Here is a 21,923-nt window from a genome sequence, read left to right as displayed (position 1 = left end):
CGATGGCAATCGGCGGCGCCTCACCGGCGCGCGCTGCGAACCAGTCGGCGGCATGGCTGCGCGACAGCGCCGTTTTGGCGCGCCCGTCGGCGGTGGTCAGGATCTCGGCCGCCCGCTCGGCCAGGCTGACGCTCAAAGCGCGCGCACCGCGTCCAGCACCTCGGCGACATGGCCGTCGACCTTCACCTTGGGCCAGACCCTGGCGATCTTGCCGTCGGCGTCGATCAGGAAGGTCGACCGCTCGATCCCCATGAAGGTCTTGCCGTACATCTTCTTTTCCTTCCAGACGCCGTAGTCTTCGCAGACGCTGCCCTCGGCATCCGACAGCAGCGGCACGGTCAGGTCATGCTTGGCAACGAACTTGTCATGTTTGGCCACCGTGTCCTTGGAAATCCCGAACACCTTGGCGCCGGCCGCGTCAAAGGCCGAGATATCGGCGGAGAAGCCGATCGATTCCTTGGTGCAGCCGGGCGTGTCGTCCTTGGGATAGAAGAACAGCACCACCGGCCCGCCGCGCTGACCCGACAGGGTCACGGTGCCGCCGCCGTCGCGGGGCAGGGTGAAATCGGGGGCGGTGTCGTTGACGTCGGGCATTGCGTGGCTCCGGTGGTTGGGGCAATTGTGAGTTTCATAATAATCTGCTCTGGGCGACAATAAAGGCATTGAGGTTGAAATCGAGGGCAACCGCCCGCATGAACACGGACGACGACAGCACGCCCCCCGTTCGACCCCGCCGCAGGTCGCGTTGGGGACACGCCCTGCATATGTCGATTTCGTTCGTGCTGGGCATCTCGGTCATGGCCGCGCTGCTGGTCTATGTCCTGGTGGGGCAGACCATCCGTGCGCCCAGCTGGGTCCGCGACCGGATCGAAACCCGCGTCGAACAGGACCTGGGCGAAGATCTGCAACTGAACTTCTCCGAGCTGGAATTCGTGCTGCGGAAAGGCTGGCGGCCGCGCGTGCGGCTGCTCGACATGGCGCTGATCGCGCCGGATGGGCAGACCCTGGTGCAGCTGGCCAATGCCGAGGCCAGCCTGGCAATGCGGCCGCTGCTGAAGGGGCGGATACAGCCGAAGCGGATCTACCTGTCGGGCGCCATCGCCACCTTGCAGCGCAATGTCGACGGCAAGATCGAGCTGTATTTCGGTGAGGGCAACGCCCCGGTGCGCAGCGCCGCCAACCTGCCACAGCTGATCGCAACCTGGAGCGAGCAGCTGGCGATGCCGCCCTTATCGGCGCTGACCGCCTTCGAAATCGAGGGGCTGACGCTGCGCTATGAGGATCTGAGCCAGGGGCGCGGTTGGACCCTGGATGGCGGCCGCATCCAGCTGGACCGCGACGGTGACGAGCTGCGCCTGGCCTCCAGTTTCGCGCTGCTGGGCGGCGGTGATTCCGCCAGCCTGGCCGAGGCGAATTATACGACCCGGATCGGCGCGCCCGACGCGGAGTTTGGCATTTCGGTGCGCGACGTGCCAGCGCAGGACGTGGCGGCGCAGAATGTCGCGCTGAACTGGTTGGGCGTGTTGCGCGCGCCGATCTCGGGGGCGTTGCGCGGCAGCGTCGACGCGGAGGGTGCGCTGGGGCGGCTGTCGGCGACACTCCAGATCGGCGCGGGGGCGCTGCAGCCGGCCGACGCGGCGCACCCGGTGCCCTTCGAGGGCGCGCGCAGCTATTTCACCTATACGCCCAGCGAGCGGATGCTGAGTTTTGACGAGCTTTCGGTTGCCACGGCCTGGGGATCAGGCAGCGCCGAGGGCCGCGCCTATCTCGGCGGCGAAGGCGGCGCGCTGAGCGATCTGGTCGGGCAATTCAGCCTGACCGGGCTGAGCATCGATCCCGAAGGCATGTATGACCAGCCGCTGGAGCTGGACCGGGCCACTGCCGATTTCCGGCTGGAACTGAGGCCGTTCCGCCTGACGCTGGGCGAAGCCGTGGTGCAGGACGGCGACAGCGCGCTGCACCTGTCGGGCGGTTTCGATGCGGGACAATCGGGCTGGCGGCTGGCGCTGGATGGCCGGATCGACCAAATGACGCCGGACCGGGTGGTGGCGCTCTGGCCGGCGCGGGTGGCGCCCAAGCCGCGGGACTGGGCCGCGCGCAACTTTACCGGCGGGCTGCTGCGCGACATCAATTTCGCCCTGCGCGGCGAACCCGGCGCGCGCCCGAATATCTATGCCGATTTCGATTTTCAGGATGCCGAGATCCGGTTCCTTAAAACCATGCCGCCGATCACCGGTGCGGCGGGGCAGGCCACCTTCATCGACAATCGCTTTACCGTCACCGCAACCGCGGGGCGGGTGCTGGCGGATCAGGGCAGCGCGCTGGACGTGTCGGGCACTTCGTTCATCGTGCCCGATACCGGCATCAAGCAGGGCGCGCCGGGGATCGTCCGGATCCAGGGGGCGGGGCCGGTCAAGGCGGTGATGTCGCTGCTGAACCGTCCGCCGCTTCAGGTGCTGAAGGGCACGCCCTTTACCCCCGATCTGGCGCAAGGGCAGGTGCAGGTCGGCGGCACCCTGGCGCTGCCGCTGAAGGACAAGGTGCCGTTAAGCGAGATCGAGTTCCATGTCGACGGCGCGATCGCGGATGTCGCCAGTGACGTGCTGGTGCCGGGCCACACCGTCACGGCGCCGCGGCTGCGGATCACCGGCGATCAAAGCCGGATCACCCTGGCCGGGGCGGGGCTTCTGGACGACGTGCCCGCCGATGTCAGCTGGACCCAGCCGCTGGGCCAGGGCGTGGGCAAGGCCAGCCGGCTTTCGGGGGCGATCACCCTGTCGCCGGATTTGGTCGACACGCTGAATATCGGCCTGCCCCCCGGAAGCGTCGCCGGAGAGGGGCGCGGCGACTTCACGCTCGACTTTGCGCCCGGCGAACCGCCGGCACTAAGGCTGCGGTCCGATCTGGAAGGTCTGCGGCTGAGCCTGCCGGAACTGGGCTGGGCCAAGGCTGCGCAGACCGAAGGGCGGCTGGAACTGGAGGGCCGGCTGGGAACCGCGGCGCGGATCGACCGTCTGGAGCTGCAGGCGGCGGGGCTGGCCGCCACCGGCACGGTGCAGACGCGCGCGGATGGCGGGCTTGACCGGGCCAGTTTCAGCTCGGTCCGGATCGGCAACTGGCTGAACGCGCAGGTCGACCTGGTGGGGCGCGGCGATGCGCCGCCCGAGACCCAGATCAGAGGCGGCAGCCTGGACATGCGCAGCGCCGCCTTCGGCGGATCGCGAGGTGCCTCGGGGCCGCTGTCAGTGGCGCTGGACCGGTTGCAGATCAGCGACACCATCGCGCTGACCAACGTGACCGGCGATTTCACCACCTCGGGCGGTTTGAACGGCGCGTTTAGCGGGCTGGTCAACGGCCAGACCGCGGTGTCGGGCGAATTGGTGCCCCAGGGCGGGCGCAACGCGGTGCGGCTGCGGTCGGACGATGCCGGGGGAGTGTTCCGTTCGGCCGGGATCTTGCGGCAGGGACGTGGCGGCGATTTCAACCTGGTGCTGACCCCGGTGGACACGGCCGGGCAGTTCAACGGCACGTTGCGGGTCACCGACACGCGGGTGCGCGACGCACCGGCAATTGCGGCGCTGCTGAACTCGGTCAGCGTGATCGGCCTGCTGGATGAAATGACCGGGCAGGGAATCCAGTTCTCCGAGGTCGATGCGCGCTTCCGGCTGTCTCCGTCACAGCTGACCCTGTATTCCTCAAGTGCGGTTGGGCCGTCCATCGGGCTGTCGATGGACGGCATTTTCGATATGGTCAGCGGCCGGCTGGACATGCAGGGGGTGATCTCGCCCGTTTATGTTTTGAACGGCATCGGCGCGGTGCTGACCCGCAAGGGCGAAGGGCTGCTGGGGTTCAACTATACCCTGCGTGGCACCGCGCAGGACCCGGCGGTCAGCGTCAATCCGCTGTCGGCCCTGACGCCCAGCGTGTTCCGCGAGATCTTCCGCGCGCCGCCGCCGCAGGACCCGGATGCGCCGGCGCGCGAAACCGTTGATCGCTCGACCCCCTATCAGGGGGCGGACAGCACCGGCGGACGCTGAACTAGCTGTGGCAAAGCCGCGAACAAGCCGCTAAAGCGCGGCGGCATGAAACTTGCCGATTTTGATTTCGACCTGCCCGAGGATCTGATCGCCGACCGTCCGGCGGTGCCCCGCTCGGCCTCGCGCCTGCTGGTGGCCGAGCCGGAGGCGATCACCGATGCGCGGTTCACCGACCTGGCGCGCTGGCTGCGCCCGGGTGATCGGCTGGTGCTGAACGACACCGCGGTGATTCCGGCGCGCCTGAGCGGACAGCGCCACCGCAGCGGCGCACAGGGCGAGACCGCCGCACGGATCGAAGTGACGCTGCTGGAACCGCGGACCGACGGACGCTGGGCGGCGCTGCTGAAGCCGCTGAAAAAAGTGAAGGTCGGCGAAGAGATCCGCTTTGGGGAAACGCTTGCCGCGCGGCTGGAGGCGGTGGAAGACGGGCAGGGACTTCTGCGGTTCAACCTGGCGGGTGACGAATTCGACGCCGCGCTGGCGCAGGCCGGCGAGATGCCGCTGCCGCCCTATATCGCCGCGCGCCGGGGTGCGGATGACCGCGACCGGACCGACTATCAGACGGTCTTTGCCCGCGTGCCCGGTGCGGTGGCTGCGCCCACCGCTTCGCTGCATTTCGACCAGGCGCTGCTGAACCGGCTGGCCGGGATGGGAATCGGGTTCACCTATGTCACTCTGCATGTGGGCGCGGGCACCTTCCTGCCGGTGAAGGTGGAGGATGTCACCACCCACAAGATGCATGCCGAATGGGGCGAGGTGACCGACACCGCCGCCGCCGAGATTGCGGCGACACAGGCCGCCGGCGGGCGGGTGATTCCGGTGGGCACCACCGCGCTGCGCCTGATCGAAAGCGCGGCGCGGGGCGGCACCATCGCGCCGTGGCGGGGCAAGACCGATATCTTCATCTATCCGGGCTTTCGCTTTCAGGTCACCGATGCGCTGATCACCAATTTCCATTTGCCGAAATCCACCCTGCTGATGCTGGTGGCGGCGCTGATCGGCCATGACCGGGTGCGCCGGATCTATGACCATGCGGTGGCGGCGCGATACCGCTTTTTTTCCTATGGCGACGCGTCGCTGTTGATCCCCGGCGACGGGCCTGAAAGAAACGGGCAAGATCAGGCTGACCTGTAACGAAAACGACAGGGCGGCTGTCGCAGATCAAGGCGACCCATCGCGAGTCACCGGCCGATACCGGCCCGAAATCGAAACGACACAGTCGAACACGGGGAGATCCCCATGCTGCAAGTTCTCACCAGCGCCTGGGCGCTGTTCCTCGGACTCGGCCTGCTTATGGTGGGCAACGGGTTGCAGGGCACGCTGCTGGGCGTGCGCGGCAATATCGAGGGATTCTCGACATTGCAGATGTCCTTTGTCATGGCGGCCTATTTCGTCGGCTTCCTGGGCGGCTCGCGCATGGCGCCCGACATGATCCGCCGCGTCGGCCATGTCCGTGTCTTTGCGGCGCTCGCCTCGCTGATCTCGTCGGTGATGATTCTTTACCCGCTGCTGAACGAGGCCGCGTTCTGGATCATTGGGCGGGTGATCATCGGGTTCTGCTTTTCCGGCGTGTATGTGACCGCCGAAAGCTGGCTGAACAATGCCGCCAGCAACGAGAACCGCGGCAAGGCGCTGTCGCTCTATATGATCGTGATGATGCTGGGCGTGGTGGTGGCCCAGGCGCTGATGCTGGTGGCCGACCCGTCGGGATACGAGACCTTCATCATCGCCTCGGTGCTGATCTCGGTTTCCTTCGCGCCGATCCTGCTGTCGATCAGCCCGACCCCCGCCTTCGAAACCACCAAGCCGATGAGCCTGCGGCAGATCATGAACATCTCGCCACTGGGCTGTGTCGGCATGTTCCTGCTGGGCAGCGTGTTTTCCGCCCAGTTCGGGATGAGCGCGGTTTACGGCGCCGAGGCCGGGCTGACGGTGGCGCAGATCTCGTTCTTTGTCGGCTCGTTCTATGTCGGCGCGCTGTTGCTGCAATATCCGCTGGGCTGGCTGTCGGACCGGATGGATCGGCGGGTGCTGATCCTGAGCGTGGCGGCGCTGGGCGGTGTCGGGTCGCTGATCGGGATGGTTTTCGGCGGGGTGTATCCGCTGCTGCTGATCGCCGCCTTCGTGATTGGTGGCACCACCAACCCGCTGTATTCGCTGCTGATCGCCCATACCAACGACTTCCTGCAGCACGAGGATATGGCCGCCGCCTCGGGCGGGCTGGTTTTCATCAACGGGCTGGGCGCGGTGGCGGGGCCGCTGGTGACCGGCTGGCTGATGGGCGACCAGGTCTTCGGCGCGTCCGGTTTCTTCCTGCTGCTGCTGGTTTTGCTGTTCGCGATGGTGGCGTATTCCGGCTATCGGATGACTCAGCGCCCGTCGGTTCCGGTTTCCGATACGGGGACAATGTCGCCGATGTCGCCGACTTCGACACCCGTGGCCGTGGAATTTGCCCAGGAACTTGCGATCGAGGCCGATCGCGAGGACCAATCAGCGGCTTAATGCGGATTTTGTGAAACATTTCGCGGATGTTGCAATTTGTTACTGTAACATACCCATAGATCCCCGTTTAGATTGAGATGTGCCCGGGGGTGTGTAGTGGAACAAGTGGAGTGGAGCCCATGATTGGCCCTGAAGATGTACTGAGTTTTTGGTTAGACGAAATCGGCCCGAAAGGCTGGTATGACGGCGGCGACGCCTTGGACGCGAAGATCAGCGAAAAGTTCAAATCCACCTGGGAAGGGGCCATGGAAGGGCGATATTCGCTCTGGCTGACCTATCCGAGTGGCGCGCTGGCCTATATCATCCTGACAGATCAGTTTCCCCGAAACATGTTTCGCGGCTCCGGGCGCGCCTTTTCCAGCGACCGCGCGGCGCTGACGGCGGCGAAGGCCGCCATCGGCAAGGGGTGGGATCTGAAGATCGACGAACCGGCACGGCAGTTTTTCTACCTGCCGCTGATGCATTCGGAAAACCTGTGCGACCAGGACCGCTGTGTCCGGCTGATGCATGAAAGAATGCCGAAGGCGGGAGCGGACAACCTGTTGCACGCCCGCGCGCATCGCGAGGTGATCCGCCAGTTCGGACGCTTCCCCTACCGCAACGAGGTTCTGCAGCGCAGTTCCACCGGGGCGGAAAGCGCTTATGTCTCCAATGGCGGCTATGGCCGCACGGTGCGCGAATTGCAGGCGGTGGTGGGCTAAGGCGCCACCTCGCCACACATCGCCTTGGCGTTGCCGGAGGCCGGCAACGCGCGCCCATTGATCGGCCTGGCCCGTGCCCTAACTGGTGGCGGAGTTGGGAAGAGGGGGCGGCATGGGATTTTTTCGTGAAAGCTGGCACCTTTGCCGCGCGCCCCGGTGGGGGATGTGCGCGTTGCTGCTGTGTTTGACCGCCGCCTGCGGCGGCCGGCCGGCGCCGCGGGCGGATGCGGAGATCCTGGTGATCGGCGACAGCATCCTGGCGTTTCATTCCTTCTGGGGCGCCTCGGTGGGCGATGCGGTGGCCGAACAGATGGGGGTGCCGGTGGAAAACCGCGCGGTGTCGGGCGCCCGATTTACTAGCACCAGCGCGCGGGTCACCGCGCGCGGCGGCGACATCCGGCGGCAATATGTGGCGGGTGACTGGGACTGGGTGCTGCTGAATGGCGGTGCCAATGACCTGATGTCGGAATGTGGCTGCCAGCGGTGCACCGCCAATCTGGACGGGCTGATCAGCGCCGATGGCCGGGATGGCGAGATCCCGCGCTTTGTGCGCGGTCTGACGACAGGCGGCACGCGGGTCATGCTGTTGGGCTATTACGACGGCAATGTCCGACCCAATCCCTTTGCCCGCTGCCAGGACGAGATCGATGCGCTGAACGCCCGGATGGCACGGCTGGCGGCGCGCAATGCAGGCGTGTTCTATGTGACGGCGGCAGGGGCGATCGATCCGGCGGATCAGCGCCACTGGTATGTCGACCGGGTGCACCCCTCGCAACTGGGGGCGCGGCGGATCGGCGCGCGGGTGGCGCAGGCCATGGCCGCGGCAGATAATCGGGATGGTGCGCCGACGGGGCATTGATGCGTTGCGGAATTTAGTTTAATGGTAAACTAGTTTCTGAACCAGCTTGCCCGAGGGACGCACATGGCTGCCAAATCCTATGACCTGATCGTAATCGGCGCCGGGCCCGGCGGCTATGTCGCCGCCATCCGCGCGGCTCAGCTGGGGTTGAAGACCGTAATTGTCGAACGCGAGCATATGGGCGGCATCTGCCTGAACTGGGGCTGTATCCCGACCAAGGCGCTGCTGCGTTCGGCCGAGGTGTTTCACCTGATGGAGCGGGCCAAGGATTTCGGCCTCAGCGCCGAGAAGATCGGTTACGACATCGATGCGGTGATCAAGCGTTCGCGCGGGGTGGCGAAACAACTGTCGGGCGGTGTCAGCCACCTGATGAAAAAGAACAAGATCGACGTGGTGATGGGCGCGGCGACCTTGCCGGCCAAGGGCAAGGTCAGCGTCAAGACCGACAAGGGCAGCGAAGAGCTGACCGCCAAGAACATCATCCTCGCCACCGGTGCGCGCGCCCGCGCATTGCCGGGGCTGGAGGCCGATGGCGATCTGGTCTGGACCTATAAACACGCGTTGCAGCCGCCGCGGATGCCGAAAAAGCTGCTGGTCATCGGCTCGGGTGCGATCGGCATCGAGTTTGCCAGTTTCTACAACACGCTGGGCGCCGAAACCACGGTGGTCGAGGTGATGGACCGCATCCTGCCGGTGGAAGACGCCGAGATCAGCGCCTTTGCCAAGAAGCAGTTCACCAAGCAGGGCATGAAGATCATGGAAAAGGCCAGCGTCAAGCAGCTGGACCGCGGCAAGGGCAAGGTGACGGCGCATATCGAGGCCGGCGGCAAAACCGAGAAGATCGATTTCGACACGGTGATTTCGGCGGTGGGCATCGTCGGCAATGTCGAGGATCTGGGGCTGGAGAAACTGGGGGTGAAAATCGACCGTACCCATGTGGTGGTGGATGAATATTGTCGCACCGGCGTCGAAGGGCTGTTTGCCATCGGCGATGTCGCCGGCGCGCCCTGGCTGGCCCACAAGGCCAGCCACGAAGGCGTCATGGTGGCGGAACTGATCGCCGGCGGCCATCCGCATCCGGTGCGCCCCGAGGCCATCGCCGGCTGCACCTATTGCCAGCCTCAGGTCGCATCGGTCGGCTATACCGAGGCCAAGGCGAAAGAACTTGGGCACCAGGTCAAGGTCGGCCGCTTCCCGTTTATCGGCAACGGCAAGGCCATTGCGCTGGGCGAGCCCGAGGGCATGATCAAGACGGTCTTCGACGCCAAGACCGGCGAGCTGCTGGGCGCGCATATGGTTGGGGCGGAAGTGACCGAACTGATCCAGGGCTATATCGTCGGCCGCACTCTGGAAACCACCGAAGCCGAGCTGATGGAAACCGTGTTCCCGCATCCGACGCTCAGCGAAATGATGCATGAATCGGTGCTGGATGCCTATGACCGTGTGGTCCATATCTAAGTTAATTTTCGAGTAGCACGTGCCGGCGCAGGGTCAGCCCTGCGCCGGTTTGCGTTTACGCCTCTTCCGGTTCCTTGGCGGCGTCGTTCACCGTCGCGTCTGCCAGCTCGGAGAGGGTTTCGTCCGTCTTGCTCTCTTGCTGGAGGGTCTCGTCGAGCAGTTTGGCGGCGTCTTTCATGCCCAGTTCCTCGGCCCAGCGGATCAGGGTGCCGTAACGGGCGATCTCGTAATGCTCGACAGCCTGCGCGGAGGATATCAACCCGGCATCAAGCGCCGGGCTTGACTTGAACTCGTCGATGATTTCCTCCGCCTCGTCGATCAGACCTTCGATGGCATCGCAGGTCTTGCCGCGCGCCGGCTTGTCCAGCAGGTCGAACACCTGCTGCAGCCTTTCGATCTGGCCTTCCGTTTCGGCGTGATGTTTCTCGAAGGCCTGTTTCAACGCTTCCGATTGAGCGGCGCGCTTCATCTTCGGCAGCGATTTCAGGATCTTCTTTTCGGCGTAATAGACGTCTTTCAGCGTGTCCAGAAAGAGGTCGTGCAAGGTCTTGGTCTTGGCCATTTTATGGTCCTTTCGGGGATGCAGAAAACAGCACGCTCCGTCCTTTGAAATCCACTTTCGAACGCGGTGCCGCGAGCTTCAAACCGCGTTGCGGGCTTCTGGGTTCCGTGCCACCGCGGCACGATGTTCCGCATGGGTGGAGAAGCGCCGACGCTAGCTGCCGCTTGCGGATTCGTCGCCGTCGCTCTACTCGCCATTTCATGACCGCTCCGTCCTTGCCCGGAACCCGAACCAACTGGCTTGTCGTTCTCAGCCTCTGGGCCGCGGGGCTGGGGGCGGCGGCGCAGTTCGGCAAGGTTTCGGTCTCGTTCCAGATGCTGGCCGAGCATTATGGCACGGCAGGCGCGCTGCTGGGCTTTGCCGTGTCGCTGGTGGGCTTCGTCGGCATCCTGTTCGGGGTAACCGCCGGGCTGATCGTCTCGCGCATCGGCTATCGCCGGGCGCTGATCGCGGCGCTGGCGCTGGGGGCGGCGGTGTCGGCCTGGCAGGCGCTGTTGCCGCCGCTGGGCCTGTTCCTGGCCAGCCGTGTGGTCGAGGGCGCCTCGCACCTGGCCATCGTGGTGGCAGCGCCGACGCTGATCGCGCAGCTGAGCGCCGAGCGGCACCGCGGCTTCACCCTGTCACTGTGGTCGACGTTTTTTGGCGTCGCGTTTGCGCTGCTGGTCTGGCTGGGCCTGCCGCTGGCGCGGGCCTGGGGCACCGGCGCGTTATATGCCGCGCATGGGGCCTATATGGCGGCGATGGCGGGGCTGGTTGCGGTGCTGCTGCCGCGCGACCTGGTGGCGCGTGGCGGCAGCGCGATCAGCCTGCGTTCGGTGCTGCGCGACCATATCCGCATCTACCGGTCGCCGCACCTTTCGGCGCCGGCGCTGGGCTGGGTCTGCTATGCCGGGTCCTGGGTGGCGATCCTGACGCTGATGCCGCGCTTCTTGCCGCCGGGCAGCCGCGACATGGTGGTCGGGCTGATGCCGCTGAGCGGTATCCTGGCGTCGATGACGCTGGGAGTCTGGCTGCTGCGCCGCTTTCCGGCGGTGACAGTGATCCAGGCGGGCTTTGCCGCCTGCCTGCTGGCCAGCCTGGCGGTCTGGGCCTTCCCCGGCCAGGTCTGGCCCTATCTGGCGCTGGCCCTGGCGCTGGGCCCGGTACAGGGGGCCAGCTTTGCCGCGATCCCGCAGCTGAATACCGGGGCCGAGGCGCAGGCCCAGGCCAATGGCGCGCTGGCGCAGATGGGCAATGTCGGCACCACCTGCGGCACGCCGCTGCTGGCGGTTTTGCTGGCCCAGGCCGGCATCGGCGGCTTCCTGCTGTTTGCCATCGCGCTCTATTCCTGCGGCTTTTTGCTGCATCTGCTGCTGGCGGGCCGGCGGCGGCGGCAGCTTGCCTAGGATGTTCTCTTTACGTTCGCATTTTTCTGTTGGAGATTCGGGCCAGCAGACATATGTCTACATCTCGTTAACGGGGGCAGCATGGCCGAGCTGAAACATATCGAGGTGCGCGGCGCGCGCGAACACAACCTGAAATCCATCGATGTGGACATTCCGCGCGATCAGCTGGTGGTCATCACCGGGCTGTCGGGATCGGGGAAGTCATCGCTGGCCTTCGACACGATCTATGCCGAGGGGCAGCGTCGCTATGTCGAATCGCTGTCGGCCTATGCACGGCAGTTCCTCGACATGATGGAAAAGCCGGATGTCGACCATATCAGCGGCCTCAGCCCGGCAATCTCGATCGAGCAGAAGACCACGTCGAAGAACCCGCGCTCGACCGTCGGCACGGTGACCGAGATCTACGATTACCTGCGGCTGCTTTTTGCCCGCGCCGGCACGCCCTACAGCCCCGCCACCGGGCTGCCGATCGAGGCGCAGCAGGTGCAGGACATGGTCGACCGGATCATGGCGCTGGAGGAGGGCACCCGCGCCTATCTGCTGGCCCCCATCGTGCGCGACCGCAAGGGCGAGTACCGCAAGGAGTTCCTGGAACTGCGCAAGCAGGGTTTTCAGCGCGTCAAGGTGGACGGTGCGTTCCACGAGCTGGATACGCCGCCGGTGCTGGACAAGAAGTTCCGCCACGATATCGACGTGGTGGTCGACCGCATCGTGGTGCGCGCCGGGATGGAAACGCGGCTGGCGGATTCGCTGCGCACCGCGCTGGACCTGGCCGATGGCATCGCGGTTCTGGAAACCGCGCCCAAGGCGGATGCCGGAGACGACGCGGCGGACGCGCCCGAGCGCATTACCTTTTCCGAGAATTTCGCCTGCCCGGTCTCGGGCTTTACCATTCCCGAGATCGAGCCGCGGCTGTTTTCCTTCAACGCGCCCTTCGGCGCCTGCCCGGATTGCGACGGGCTGGGCATGGAGCTGTTCTTTGACGAGCGTCTGGTGGTGCCGGACGCAACGCTGAAGATCGCCGATGGCGCGCTGGCGCCCTGGCGCAAGGGCAAGTCGCCCTATTTCCTGCAGACCATCGAGGCGTTGGCGAAACATTACGAGTTCGACCGCAACACCCGCTGGAAGGACCTGCCGGCGCATGTGCAGCAGGTGTTCCTGTATGGCTCGGGCGACGAGGAGATCGAGTTCCGCTATGACGAGGGCGGGCGCATCTACCAGGTGACGCGCACCTTCGAGGGGGTGATCCCCAATATGGAGCGGCGCTATCGCGAGACCGACAGCAATTGGGTCCGCGAGGAATTCGAACGCTATCAGAACAACCGGCCCTGCGGCACCTGCGAAGGGTATCGGCTGCGCCCCGAGGCGCTAGCGGTGAAGATTGCCGGGCTGCATGTGGGGCAGGTGGTCGAGAAATCGATCCGCGAGGCGCTGGACTGGGTGCAGACGGTGCCCGATCAGCTGAGCCACCAGAAAAACGAGATTGCCCGCGCCATCCTGAAGGAGATCCGCGAACGTCTGGGATTCCTGAACAATGTGGGCCTGGAATACCTGACGCTGTCACGGTCTTCCGGCACCTTGTCGGGTGGCGAAAGCCAGCGGATCCGGCTGGCCAGCCAGATCGGTTCGGGCCTGACCGGGGTGCTTTACGTGCTGGACGAGCCCTCGATCGGATTGCACCAGCGCGACAACGGGCGGCTGCTGGGCACGCTGAAGAACCTGCGCGACCAGGGCAACACGGTGATCGTGGTGGAACATGACGAAGAGGCGATCCGCGAGGCGGATTACGTCTTTGACATCGGGCCCGGCGCCGGGGTGCATGGTGGCCAGGTGGTGGCCCATGGGACGCCGGAAGAGATCGCTGCCGACAGCGCCTCGCTGACCGGGCAGTACCTGGCCGGCACGCGCGAGATCGCGGTGCCCGAGACGCGGCGCGAGGGCAAGAAGAACAAATCGGTGACGGTGGTGAAGGCCACCGGCAACAACCTGCAGGAGGTCACCGCCGAATTTCCGCTGGGCAAGTTCGTCTGCGTCACCGGCGTGTCGGGGGGCGGCAAGTCGACGCTGACCATCGAGACGCTGTTCAAGACCGCCTCGATGCGGCTGAACGGGGCACGGCAGACCCCGGCGCCCTGCGAGACGATCAAGGGGCTGGAACATCTGGACAAGGTGATCGATATCGACCAGCGCCCGATTGGCCGCACGCCGCGGTCGAACCCGGCCACCTATACCGGCGCCTTCACCCCGATCCGCGACTGGTTTGCCGGTCTGCCCGAGGCCAAGGCGCGCGGCTACAAGCCCGGGCGGTTCAGCTTCAACGTCAAGGGCGGCCGCTGCGAGGCCTGCCAGGGCGATGGCGTGATCAAGATCGAGATGCATTTCCTGCCCGATGTCTATGTCACCTGCGAGACCTGCAACGGCGCACGCTATAATCGCGAGACCCTGGAAATCAAATTCAAGGGCAACAGCATAGCCGACGTTCTTGACATGACGGTTGAAGATGCGCGCGAGTTCTTCAAGGCGGTGCCGTCGATCCGCGAGAAGATGGACGCGCTGCATCGCGTCGGGCTGGATTACATCAAGGTGGGCCAGCAGGCGACGACCCTGTCAGGGGGCGAGGCGCAGCGGGTAAAGCTGTCAAAGGAACTGGCGAAGCGGTCGACCGGACGGACGCTCTACATCCTTGACGAGCCCACCACCGGGTTGCATTTCGAGGATGTGCGCAAATTGCTGGAAGTGCTGCACGAACTGGTCGACCAGGGCAATTCGGTGGTGGTGATCGAGCACAATCTCGACGTGATCAAAACCGCCGACCACATCATCGATATCGGCCCCGAAGGTGGCGATGGCGGCGGCCGCATCGTCGCAACCGGCACGCCGGAAGACGTGGCTGAGGTCGCCGACAGCCACACCGGACGCTATCTGAAAGACATGTTGAAACCGCGCAAGGTGGCGGCGGAATAGGACAGGGCGCCCGGCAGGACGCCCTGATCCGTCGTCAGTTCAGGACGCGCGCGGCAAGACCGATGATGCCGAGGATCTCGCGCGTCTGGCGGTCGACCTGGTACACCCCGCCATTGACGCGGTAATAGGTGCCGTTCGGGTCCAGACCGTGGCGCGCGGTGCGTTCGATCACCACGTAATCCCGTTGGATGCGGTCGCCGATGCGATAGCCGCGCAGCGCGTCGACATGGCCGTCTTGGTAACCGTTTTGGTAGGCGTTATCGTCGCGGTCGCGCTGCGGCTGTTTCGCAAGCCCCGGCGGCTGACAGCCATTGCCCTTCTTGGCCAGGCCGGGCGGGCAGCCAGCGGCCTTTACCACCTCCGCGCCGTGCCCCGTTTTCTGAAAGTCCGGTGCCGCCTGAACGGTGGCGGGCAGGGCCAAAAGGGCGCCACAGGTGAGCAATACGATAGGGTTGAGTTTCATGGTTTCCTCGCGTTCTGATGTAAGTAAAACGCGCAGGCGCCAGTTTCCGTTGCTGAAACCTTCCCGAGTTGCGGATTTCTGCGCAAAAACGCCAACACGCCGCCAGAAGGCTGGCGGCGCACTTGTTTCGCGAGGCGATGTGGTTATCCGCGCCCGCGCTTTTCGAACCGCGGCAGCATGGCCGAGAAATCGCGCCCCTTGCCGCCTTCTTCTTCGACAAAGCGGGCGTAAAGCGTTTCGGCCAGCGCCCCCATCGGGGTGTCGGCATCGGCGCTGGCGGCGGCCTGCTGGCTGAGCCGCAGATCCTTCAGCATCAACTCGGCGGCAAAGCCGGGCTTGTAGTCATTATCCGCCGGGCTTTGCGGGCCGACGCCGGGCGCCGGGCAATAGGCGTTCATCGACCAGGAATAGCCGGATGAGGTCGACACCACGTCGAACATCTTTTGCCGGTCCAGCCCCAGCTTGTCGGCCAGGGCAAAGGCCTCGCAGGTGGCGATCATGGTGGCGCCCAGGATCATGTTGTTGCAGATCTTGGCGGATTGGCCGGCACCGGGGCCGCCGCAATGCACCGCCTTCTGGCCCATCACCTCGAACAGCGGTTCGGCCTTCTTGAACCCGGCATCCGAGCCACCCGCCATGAAGGTCAGGGTGCCGGCCTGCGCGCCGCCGACACCGCCCGAGACCGGCGCGTCGACCAGCAGCAGGCTGGCCGCCTCGGCATCGGCGGCGACGGCGCGGGCGCTGTCGACATCGACGGTCGAGCAGTCGATGAACACCGCGCCGCGTTTCATTGCCGGGATGATCTCGGCCGCGACGCTGCGCAGGATTGCACCATTGGGCAGCATGGTGATGACCACGTCCTGATCGGTCACCGCCTCGGCGGCACTCGCCGCCATTTCGACGCCCTCGATCGAGACATCCGCCATGTCAAAGCCGGTGACGTTATGTCCGGCCTTGGCCAGGTTGGCGGCCATCGGTCCGCCCATGTTGCCGAGGCCGATAAATCCGATATTCATGATGCTCTTCCCTCAGTCAAATGTCAGTTCGTCTTCGCCCAGCGGCGCCAGCAGGTCGGTGACCACCGATGCGGGAACCACCGCGTCAGCATAGCGCCATTTCGGGTTGCGGTCCTTGTCGATGATCTGCGCGCGGATGCCTTCGAGAAAGTCGCCATGTTCGATCACGCGCCAGGTGGCGCGGTATTCCTGCCGCAGGGCGTCGCGAATGGTGGCCGCGGGGCGCAGCCGGTCCAGCATGTCCAGCGTCAGCGCCATCGACAGCGGCGAGTTGCGGTTCAGCGCCTTGGCGGCGTCACGGGCAAAGTCGCAGTCATCGGACTCGGCCGCGGCGCGGATCGCGGTGATGTCACCGGCGCCGAAGATCCGGTCGATCCGCTGCGTTTGCGCGGCATAGACGGCTTCCGGAGCGGGGCTCGTGGCCTCGGTCAGCGCGGCAAGCTCGCCGGTGGCGCAGAGCCGCTCCACCAGGCCGGGCCAATCCTGTTCCGGCAGGTAGTGGTCGGCAAAGCCGGCGCGGATCGCGTCGCCGGGTCCCATCCGTGCGGTGGTGAGGCCCAGATATTCGCCCAGCCGTCCGGGCGCCCCGGCCAGCAGCAGCGAGCCGCCGACATCCGGCACCAGGCCGATGCCGGTTTCCGGCATGGCGATGCGGGTGCTGTCGCCCACCACCCGATGCGAACCGTGACAGCCGATGCCGACGCCGCCGCCCATCACGAACCCCTGCATCAGGCTGACCACCGGCTTGGGATATTCCGCCAGCCGGGCATTCATGCGGTATTCGTCCCGCCAGAAGCGGCGGGCGTAACCGTAGTCGCCGGCCGTTCCGGTGTCATACAGCTGGGCGATATCGCCGCCGGCGCAGAACGCCTTTTCACCCTCGGCATCCAGGATGATCAGCGCAACGCGGTCGTCATCGCGCCAGGCCTTCAGCGCCGCGTCCAGCGCCAGGCACATGTCATAGCTCAGCGCGTTCAGCGCCTTGGGGCGGGTCAGGGTGATGCGCCCGGCGCGGCCCTGAACTCGGATGTCGAGATCGCTCATCGTGCGGCCAGCAGCGAACGGACGGTGATCAGGCGCATGATCTCGTTGGTGCCCTCCAGGATTTCGTGCACCCGCAGGTCGCGCACCAGCTTTTCGATTCCGTAATCGGCCAGATAGCCATAGCCGCCATGCAGCTGCAGGCACTGGTTGACGATGCGCGAGCCGGCCTCGGTGACGAATTTCTTGGCCATCGCGCAGAACTTGGTGGCGTCGGGATGTTTCTGGTCCAGCTTCCAGGCCGCCTGGCGCAGGAAGGTGCGCGCCGCCTGCAGCTCGATCTCCATATCGGCCAGCCGGAATTGCAGCGCCTGGAACTGGTCGATGCTTTTGCCGAATGCCTTGCGTTCGCCCATATAGGTCAGGGTTGCGTCCATCGCCGCCTGCGCCGCGCCCAGCGAACAGGCCGAGATGTTCAGCCGTCCGCCATCCAGCCCGATCATCGCGTATTTGAAACCGTCGCCTTCGACGCCAACCAGGTTTTCCGCCGGCACCTTGCAATCATCGAATTGCACCTGCGCGGTGGGCTGGCTGCGCCAGCCCATCTTGTCCTCAAGCGCGCCAAAGCTCAGGCCGGGTGCGCCATCCTCGACATAGAGGGTCGAAATACCGCGGGGGCCGTCCTCGCCGGTGCGCACCATGCAGACATAGGCGTCGGAATAGCTGCCGCCCGAGATGAATGCCTTGGACCCGTTCAGCACATAGCCGTCATTGCTGCGCTCGGCCCGCGTTTTCAACGCCGCGGCGTCCGATCCGGCGCCGGGTTCGGTCAGGCAATAGGACAGCACGGTTTCCATCGACACCGCGCTGGCCAGCACCCGATCCTTCAGCGCGTCGCTGCCGAAGGCGTCGATCATCCGGGCGCACATGTTGTGGATCGACAGGAAGGCCGCCACCGACGGGCAGGCCATGCTGAGCGCCTCGAAGATCAGCGTCGCATCCAGCCGCGACAGGCCCGCGCCTCCGGCCTCTTCCGAGACATAGATGCCGCCAAACCCCAAGGCGCCGACCTCAAGCCAGAGCGATTTGGGAATGGTGCCGTCCTTTTCCCATTGCCGGGCAAAGGGGGCGATTTTTTCCTGTCCGAAATCCCGCGCCATGTCGAAAATGGCGGTCTGTTCCTCGCTCAGGGCAAAGTCCATGAACGTCTCCTCCCGGCCCGGCGCTCCCTCACGCCTGTGACTTGAACCGTCCCTACGTGGTACTGCCCACCCGGCGACCTGACAAGGCGAACAGGTGCAAAACCGATTTGCGCGGATGTCCGTGGGGCGAATCTGGCCGGAATGAGCAGATTTTCAGGGTCTCATATCGTCAACAATGGCAACAAAAAAAGACGGATTGGACGGATAATGGGCCATATCTGCTCAATCAGCGGTGGTGAAATGCGGGGTGTGAACACAAAATAGTCACAATATGATTGATTTGAGTGGTGCGTTGTTGCTCAAATGTAGAACGACCTGCTGTTTGGCAGTGCGTCTATAGCGCGTTACGGGGTACACCATGAAATTACGACTATTCAGCCTTGCCGCCACCTTTGTCCTGTGCTCGTTCGGTGCAGCCCAAGCGGCGGTCATTTCCTTTAACAACTTCACCTACAACGACAAGCCCAACAGCGTCACGCCAACCGTGACCATCGAAGATACGACGGGCGGGGTGAAGGTGACTGTCGGCCTGGCGCCGACTTCGACCTTTGTCGGCACGCTGACGGGCCTGTTTTTCGATTTTAGCAACTCGGTATCTACGGTTTTCTTTGCCCCCGGAAGCCCGGCGGCTCTGGCTTTCGAGGCGCTTTCGACCAACACCAACAATGCTGGCAATGGTGCGAACCTGAACGGCGACATCGATGACCAGACCGCCGGCAATCAGTCGTCGGGCAACTTCGATCTGGCGCTGCGTTTCGACAAGCTTTCGGTCTCGCCGACCCCGGCGATGATGACTCTCCTGGGCACCGCGACAGCAAGCGATTTCACCCGCGTCGGCCTGCGCTTCCAGGAAGTGGGCGTTGGCGGCCTGGGCAATGGCAGCAACAAGATCATCGCCACTCCCGGTGGTGGTACGACACCGCCGCCGCCGGCGACGCCGGTGCCGCTCCCGGCCGGGGGCGTGTTGCTGCTGACCGGTCTGGGCGCATTGGCGCTGCGCCGCCGGATGCGCAAGGTCTGAAGCTCGGCGCATTCGCATTCGGGAAGAGAAGAGGGCGGCCATCAGGCCGCCCTTTTTTGTCAGAGATCGGCCTGAAACTCGTCGATCAGGTGCTGCACCACCGCCTTGTCTGGATCTCCGCCCGCCGCCTGCGACGCGGCGCGAACCGCGCGTTGCCGGGTGGCGCTGGTGCCGGTTGCCACGATGTCGCGCAGGGTGGCGATCTCGTCGGCGACGCCCAGCGCCTCGATATCCTCCTCCAGCAGCGCGACCAGCTCGTCCAGCAGGTCGGGGAAGGGCTTGATCGCCTTTTCGCCGAAATCGATCAGCCCCTCGGTGATGCCATAACGCTGTGCCCGCCAGCGGTTTTCGCCGATCAGGAACCGCTGGTAGATGCGCCAATGGAGGTTGCGGTCGCGCAGGCGGCAGAACATCCGGATCAAGGCCTGGATCAGCGCAGCCAGTGCTAGGGTATGCTCCAGCCGCGGCTGCACATCCATGATCCGGGTTTCCAGCGTCGGGAACTGGTGCGAGGGGCGCAGATCCCACCAGATTTTCGAGGTGTCTTCGATCAGCCCCAGATCGATCAGTGCACCGGTGGCCCGTTCATAGGCGGCCCAGCTGTCGAAGGTGGGCGGCAGGCCGGTGCGCGGCAGGTTGTCGAACACGGTCAGCCGGTACGAGGCCAGCCCGGTATCTTCGCCCTGCCAGAACGGCGATGAGGTGGACAGCGCCAGCAGATGCGGCAGGAAATAACTGAGCTGCGGCATCAGGTCGACGCGCAGCATCTTGTCCTCGACCCCGACATGCACATGCATGCCGCAGATCAGCATCCGCCGCGCCACGCCCCCCAGCGCCTGACGCAAATCGTCATAGCGTTCGCGCGGCGTGTGGTGCTGGGTCTTCCAGTCGGCAAACGGGTGGCAGGATACCGCGATTGGCGCCAGATTGTGTTGCGCCGCGTGGCGCGACACTTCAGAGCGCAAGCGCCTGAGATCGTCGCGTGCTTCGCCGATATCGGCACAGACCCGGGTGCCGACCTCGATCTGGCATTGCAGGAATTCCGGGCTGACCTGGCTTTCCAGCTCGGCCTTGCAGGCCTCCATCAGCGATTGCGGCGCCACCGCCAGGTCGAGCGTGTCGCGGTCGACCAGCAGGTATTCCTCTTCGATCCCCAGCGTAAAGGCGCTTTGCATCGGCTTGGCTTCCCGGTTGCGCGGTGCGTCCGCCGTCGGGGCGGACCCTGTAGACCAGCAAGGCGCAATATCGGCGATGCGTCAACATCAGGGGCATCCCCAGACAGGCAAAGACCGGCATTTCCGGGAAAAAACAGTGATTATCCGGCTTCGAAACAATAAATCATTGAATTGTTTCCGGTAGGAAATCATTCAACCAAAGGGCGATACATTGTTGCCACGGTTCGAGGTTCGATTGCCTCAATTTTGCCATTTTCTGTTGCCGGAGCGGAACTGGGTTTGCTATATTCGGGTTAGGTTCCGGTGGTTATCCACCCTGGTAAAAGTTTCTTGGAGGTTCTCTGTGCTTAAACAGTTCTTGGCTGTTGCGACGTTCGCAGCGTTTTCTGTTGGTTCTGCCGACGCGGCCCCCCTGAAATTCTGGGTCAACCTGGGGGGCGCCGCTGCCACCGGCAACAGTTTTTCCTATTCCAGCAACGGCGTCGACTTCACCGTTTCGGGCTTTACCCACACCGACGGCGTGCTTGGCGATGCCATCAGCCTGGTCAAGCGTGGCAAGGGTCTTGGCGCCGAAAGCTCTGGTGGCGGCAACCTGATCGACGGCCGCGGCAAGGCCGAAATGCTGGTGTTCGATTTCGAACAGGCGGTTCGGATCAAGAAAGTGATCGTCAAGAATTCGGATCACCGCGACGACCTGGTGGTGGCCAGCTATAACGGCACCACTCTGGACGGGTATCAAAGCGGTCTGAACGTGCGTAAGCACAGTGCCAAAGACGGGGATTATGACGGCTCGGCCCGCGATACCGGGGTCACCCGGCTTGGCCAGAACCGTTTGCTGCAAGGCAGCGTTCTGGGCATCGGTGCGGGCGAGCGTGACGACAATTTCGCGATCAAGCGGATCCGCCTGATTGTCGATGTTCCCAGTGGGGCGACCCGCGGCCGCACCGCGGCGGACGGCAATTCCAACCCGCCGATTTCTCCGGTGCCGTTGCCCGCCGGCGGTCTGCTGTTGCTGACCGCACTTGGCGGGGTCGGGCTGATGCGGTATCGCCGCAAGGGCTGAGGCCCAGGGGTTTTTCCGATTTGGGAACAAGGGCGGCTTCGGGCCGCCCTTTTTCGTGGTGCCACGCCTAGACCGCCGCCGCCAGCAACTCCTCGAAACTGGTTTCCTTCTGCCCCAGCAGGGCCAGCGCATCGGCCTCGTTCGCCTGCACCAGGGCCACGACGGCGGGAAACGGTTCCCAGGACCGTTCGACCAGATGGGCGATCTCCTGGGTGATCTTGGTCGGGGCGTAATACATCACCAGCGTCTGTGCGCCTTCGGCCATGAAAACATCGGCCTTGCGCGCCTGCAATTCGAACAGCTTGGGAAAATCGCGGTCATAGGCGGTGATCCGCGACAGGTCGACCAGCTGTTTCTGGCCCGGCCGGCAGTCCGGGTGCCGGGCATAGCGATCAAAGGCGGCGAGGCTGTCCCGCACCGTCGCAAGGCCATCGTAGCGGATATAGACCAGCCCCCGGCGGGGCAGGATGCGGAAATCGACTGACATGGCGTCACCAAAATAACGAAGCCCGGCACCGGGCCGGGCTTCATTGT

General features: G+C 64.7%; 18 protein-coding genes and 1 pseudogene. 10 read left to right on the top strand and 9 right to left on the bottom strand.

Annotated elements, in window-relative coordinates:
- Both CVM52_RS27675 and CVM52_RS08580 read right to left on the bottom strand, forming a co-directional pair.
- A pseudogene (locus tag CVM52_RS27675) lies at positions 1-136 on the bottom strand (DUF455 domain-containing protein); the annotation flags it as partial.
- Entirely contained in the window at positions 133-594 is a 462-nt protein-coding gene (locus CVM52_RS08580) for a peroxiredoxin (protein ID WP_100162095.1), read from the bottom strand. The pseudogene CVM52_RS27675 and the gene CVM52_RS08580, both read right to left, overlap by 4 nt.
- Before the next feature lie 170 nt (positions 595-764).
- Between CVM52_RS08580 and CVM52_RS08575 the strand changes: the two genes are divergently transcribed.
- The 6 genes from CVM52_RS08575 (at position 765) to lpdA (ending at position 9,557) form a co-directional block, all read left to right on the top strand.
- Positions 765-4,037, top strand: coding sequence for a YhdP family protein (locus CVM52_RS08575; RefSeq protein ID WP_172720950.1), 3,273 nt, complete (start codon positions 765-767; stop codon positions 4,035-4,037).
- A 45-nt stretch (positions 4,038-4,082) separates the two neighbouring features.
- Entirely contained in the window at positions 4,083-5,171 is a 1,089-nt protein-coding gene (gene queA / locus CVM52_RS08570) for a tRNA preQ1(34) S-adenosylmethionine ribosyltransferase-isomerase QueA (RefSeq protein WP_100162093.1), read from the top strand.
- 105 nt (positions 5,172-5,276) lie between these two features.
- On the top strand, positions 5,277-6,539 hold the full coding sequence (locus tag CVM52_RS08565) for an MFS transporter (protein WP_100162092.1): 1,263 nt from the start codon (positions 5,277-5,279) through the stop codon (positions 6,537-6,539).
- 119 nt (positions 6,540-6,658) lie between these two features.
- Entirely contained in the window at positions 6,659-7,240 is a 582-nt protein-coding gene (locus CVM52_RS08560; protein ID WP_100162100.1) for a DUF924 family protein, read from the top strand.
- A 112-nt stretch (positions 7,241-7,352) separates the two neighbouring features.
- Positions 7,353-8,099, top strand: a complete 747-nt coding sequence (locus CVM52_RS08555) for an SGNH/GDSL hydrolase family protein (protein WP_100162091.1) — start codon at positions 7,353-7,355, stop codon at positions 8,097-8,099.
- Between the two features lie 63 nt (positions 8,100-8,162).
- Complete coding sequence (gene lpdA, locus CVM52_RS08550) at positions 8,163-9,557, top strand: dihydrolipoyl dehydrogenase (RefSeq protein ID WP_100162090.1); 1,395 nt, start codon at positions 8,163-8,165, stop codon at positions 9,555-9,557.
- A 55-nt stretch (positions 9,558-9,612) separates the two neighbouring features.
- On the opposite strand, the gene CVM52_RS08545 is transcribed toward lpdA, so the two are convergent.
- A complete protein-coding gene (locus tag CVM52_RS08545) occupies positions 9,613-10,119 on the bottom strand; it encodes a YciE/YciF ferroxidase family protein (RefSeq protein ID WP_100162089.1) in 507 nt (168 codons plus the stop codon).
- 215 nt (positions 10,120-10,334) lie between these two features.
- Here CVM52_RS08545 and CVM52_RS08540 point away from each other — a divergent pair, with 215 nt between their 5' ends.
- Positions 10,335-11,504: an MFS transporter gene (locus CVM52_RS08540; protein WP_240620905.1), complete on the top strand. Its 1,170-nt coding sequence runs from the start codon at positions 10,335-10,337 to the stop codon at positions 11,502-11,504.
- Between the two features lie 81 nt (positions 11,505-11,585).
- A complete protein-coding gene (gene uvrA, locus CVM52_RS08535; protein WP_100162087.1) occupies positions 11,586-14,468 on the top strand; it encodes an excinuclease ABC subunit UvrA in 2,883 nt (960 codons plus the stop codon).
- Between the two features lie 34 nt (positions 14,469-14,502).
- Here the strand turns inward: uvrA and CVM52_RS08530 are convergent, their stop codons facing one another.
- The 4 genes from CVM52_RS08530 to CVM52_RS08515 form a co-directional block, all read right to left on the bottom strand.
- Entirely contained in the window at positions 14,503-14,931 is a 429-nt protein-coding gene (locus tag CVM52_RS08530; protein WP_240620904.1) for an excinuclease ABC subunit A, read from the bottom strand.
- Between the two features lie 143 nt (positions 14,932-15,074).
- Positions 15,075-15,947, bottom strand: a complete 873-nt coding sequence (gene mmsB / locus CVM52_RS08525) for a 3-hydroxyisobutyrate dehydrogenase (protein ID WP_100162086.1) — start codon at positions 15,945-15,947, stop codon at positions 15,075-15,077.
- A gap of 12 nt (positions 15,948-15,959) precedes the next feature.
- On the bottom strand, positions 15,960-16,991 hold the full coding sequence (locus CVM52_RS08520) for an enoyl-CoA hydratase/isomerase family protein (protein ID WP_100162085.1): 1,032 nt from the start codon (positions 16,989-16,991) through the stop codon (positions 15,960-15,962).
- Positions 16,988-18,130, bottom strand: a complete 1,143-nt coding sequence (locus CVM52_RS08515; RefSeq protein ID WP_100162084.1) for an acyl-CoA dehydrogenase family protein — start codon at positions 18,128-18,130, stop codon at positions 16,988-16,990. The genes CVM52_RS08520 and CVM52_RS08515 overlap by 4 nt, the downstream gene beginning before the upstream one ends.
- 358 nt (positions 18,131-18,488) lie before the next feature.
- Here CVM52_RS08515 and CVM52_RS08510 point away from each other — a divergent pair, with 358 nt between their 5' ends.
- Positions 18,489-19,151, top strand: coding sequence for a VPLPA-CTERM sorting domain-containing protein (locus CVM52_RS08510; protein ID WP_100162083.1), 663 nt, complete (start codon positions 18,489-18,491; stop codon positions 19,149-19,151).
- 59 nt (positions 19,152-19,210) lie between these two features.
- On the opposite strand, the gene CVM52_RS08505 is transcribed toward CVM52_RS08510, so the two are convergent.
- Positions 19,211-20,326: a carboxylate-amine ligase gene (locus CVM52_RS08505; protein ID WP_100162082.1), complete on the bottom strand. Its 1,116-nt coding sequence runs from the start codon at positions 20,324-20,326 to the stop codon at positions 19,211-19,213.
- A gap of 343 nt (positions 20,327-20,669) precedes the next feature.
- Here CVM52_RS08505 and CVM52_RS08500 point away from each other — a divergent pair, with 343 nt between their 5' ends.
- Positions 20,670-21,389 carry a VPLPA-CTERM sorting domain-containing protein gene (locus CVM52_RS08500; RefSeq protein ID WP_133119815.1) on the top strand — a complete coding sequence of 240 codons (720 nt, stop codon included), beginning with the start codon at positions 20,670-20,672 and terminating at the stop codon, positions 21,387-21,389.
- A gap of 67 nt (positions 21,390-21,456) precedes the next feature.
- Here CVM52_RS08500 and CVM52_RS08495 read toward each other — a convergent pair whose 3' ends face one another.
- Complete coding sequence (locus CVM52_RS08495) at positions 21,457-21,876, bottom strand: hypothetical protein (RefSeq protein WP_100162098.1); 420 nt, start codon at positions 21,874-21,876, stop codon at positions 21,457-21,459.
- Positions 21,877-21,923: the final 47 nt, after the last annotated feature.

Origin of the sequence: Pseudooceanicola lipolyticus (assembly GCF_002786325.1) — a bacterium.
Classification (GTDB): Bacteria; Pseudomonadota; Alphaproteobacteria; order Rhodobacterales; family Rhodobacteraceae; genus Pseudooceanicola_C; species Pseudooceanicola_C lipolyticus.
Note: the sequence above shows the minus strand (reverse complement) of the source record. Positions and strands in the feature narration are given on the sequence as shown.

Excerpts from the sequence above, each read along its gene's own strand:
- CVM52_RS08580 (WP_100162095.1), bottom strand. The coding sequence starts at position 594 with ATGCCCGACGTCAACGACACCGCCCCCGATTTCACCCTGCCCCGCGAC.
- CVM52_RS08575 (WP_172720950.1), top strand. The coding sequence starts at position 765 with ATGTCGATTTCGTTCGTGCTGGGCATCTCGGTCATGGCCGCGCTGCTG.
- queA (WP_100162093.1), top strand. The coding sequence starts at position 4,083 with ATGAAACTTGCCGATTTTGATTTCGACCTGCCCGAGGATCTGATCGCC.
- CVM52_RS08565 (WP_100162092.1), top strand. The coding sequence starts at position 5,277 with ATGCTGCAAGTTCTCACCAGCGCCTGGGCGCTGTTCCTCGGACTCGGC.
- CVM52_RS08560 (WP_100162100.1), top strand. The coding sequence starts at position 6,659 with ATGATTGGCCCTGAAGATGTACTGAGTTTTTGGTTAGACGAAATCGGC.
- CVM52_RS08555 (WP_100162091.1), top strand. The coding sequence starts at position 7,353 with ATGGGATTTTTTCGTGAAAGCTGGCACCTTTGCCGCGCGCCCCGGTGG.
- lpdA (WP_100162090.1), top strand. The coding sequence starts at position 8,163 with ATGGCTGCCAAATCCTATGACCTGATCGTAATCGGCGCCGGGCCCGGC.
- CVM52_RS08545 (WP_100162089.1), bottom strand. The coding sequence starts at position 10,119 with ATGGCCAAGACCAAGACCTTGCACGACCTCTTTCTGGACACGCTGAAA.
- uvrA (WP_100162087.1), top strand. The coding sequence starts at position 11,586 with ATGGCCGAGCTGAAACATATCGAGGTGCGCGGCGCGCGCGAACACAAC.
- CVM52_RS08530 (WP_240620904.1), bottom strand. The coding sequence starts at position 14,931 with ATGAAACTCAACCCTATCGTATTGCTCACCTGTGGCGCCCTTTTGGCC.
- mmsB (WP_100162086.1), bottom strand. The coding sequence starts at position 15,947 with ATGAATATCGGATTTATCGGCCTCGGCAACATGGGCGGACCGATGGCC.
- CVM52_RS08520 (WP_100162085.1), bottom strand. The coding sequence starts at position 16,991 with ATGAGCGATCTCGACATCCGAGTTCAGGGCCGCGCCGGGCGCATCACC.
- CVM52_RS08515 (WP_100162084.1), bottom strand. The coding sequence starts at position 18,130 with ATGGACTTTGCCCTGAGCGAGGAACAGACCGCCATTTTCGACATGGCG.
- CVM52_RS08510 (WP_100162083.1), top strand. The coding sequence starts at position 18,489 with ATGAAATTACGACTATTCAGCCTTGCCGCCACCTTTGTCCTGTGCTCG.
- CVM52_RS08505 (WP_100162082.1), bottom strand. The coding sequence starts at position 20,326 with ATGCAAAGCGCCTTTACGCTGGGGATCGAAGAGGAATACCTGCTGGTC.
- CVM52_RS08495 (WP_100162098.1), bottom strand. The coding sequence starts at position 21,876 with ATGTCAGTCGATTTCCGCATCCTGCCCCGCCGGGGGCTGGTCTATATC.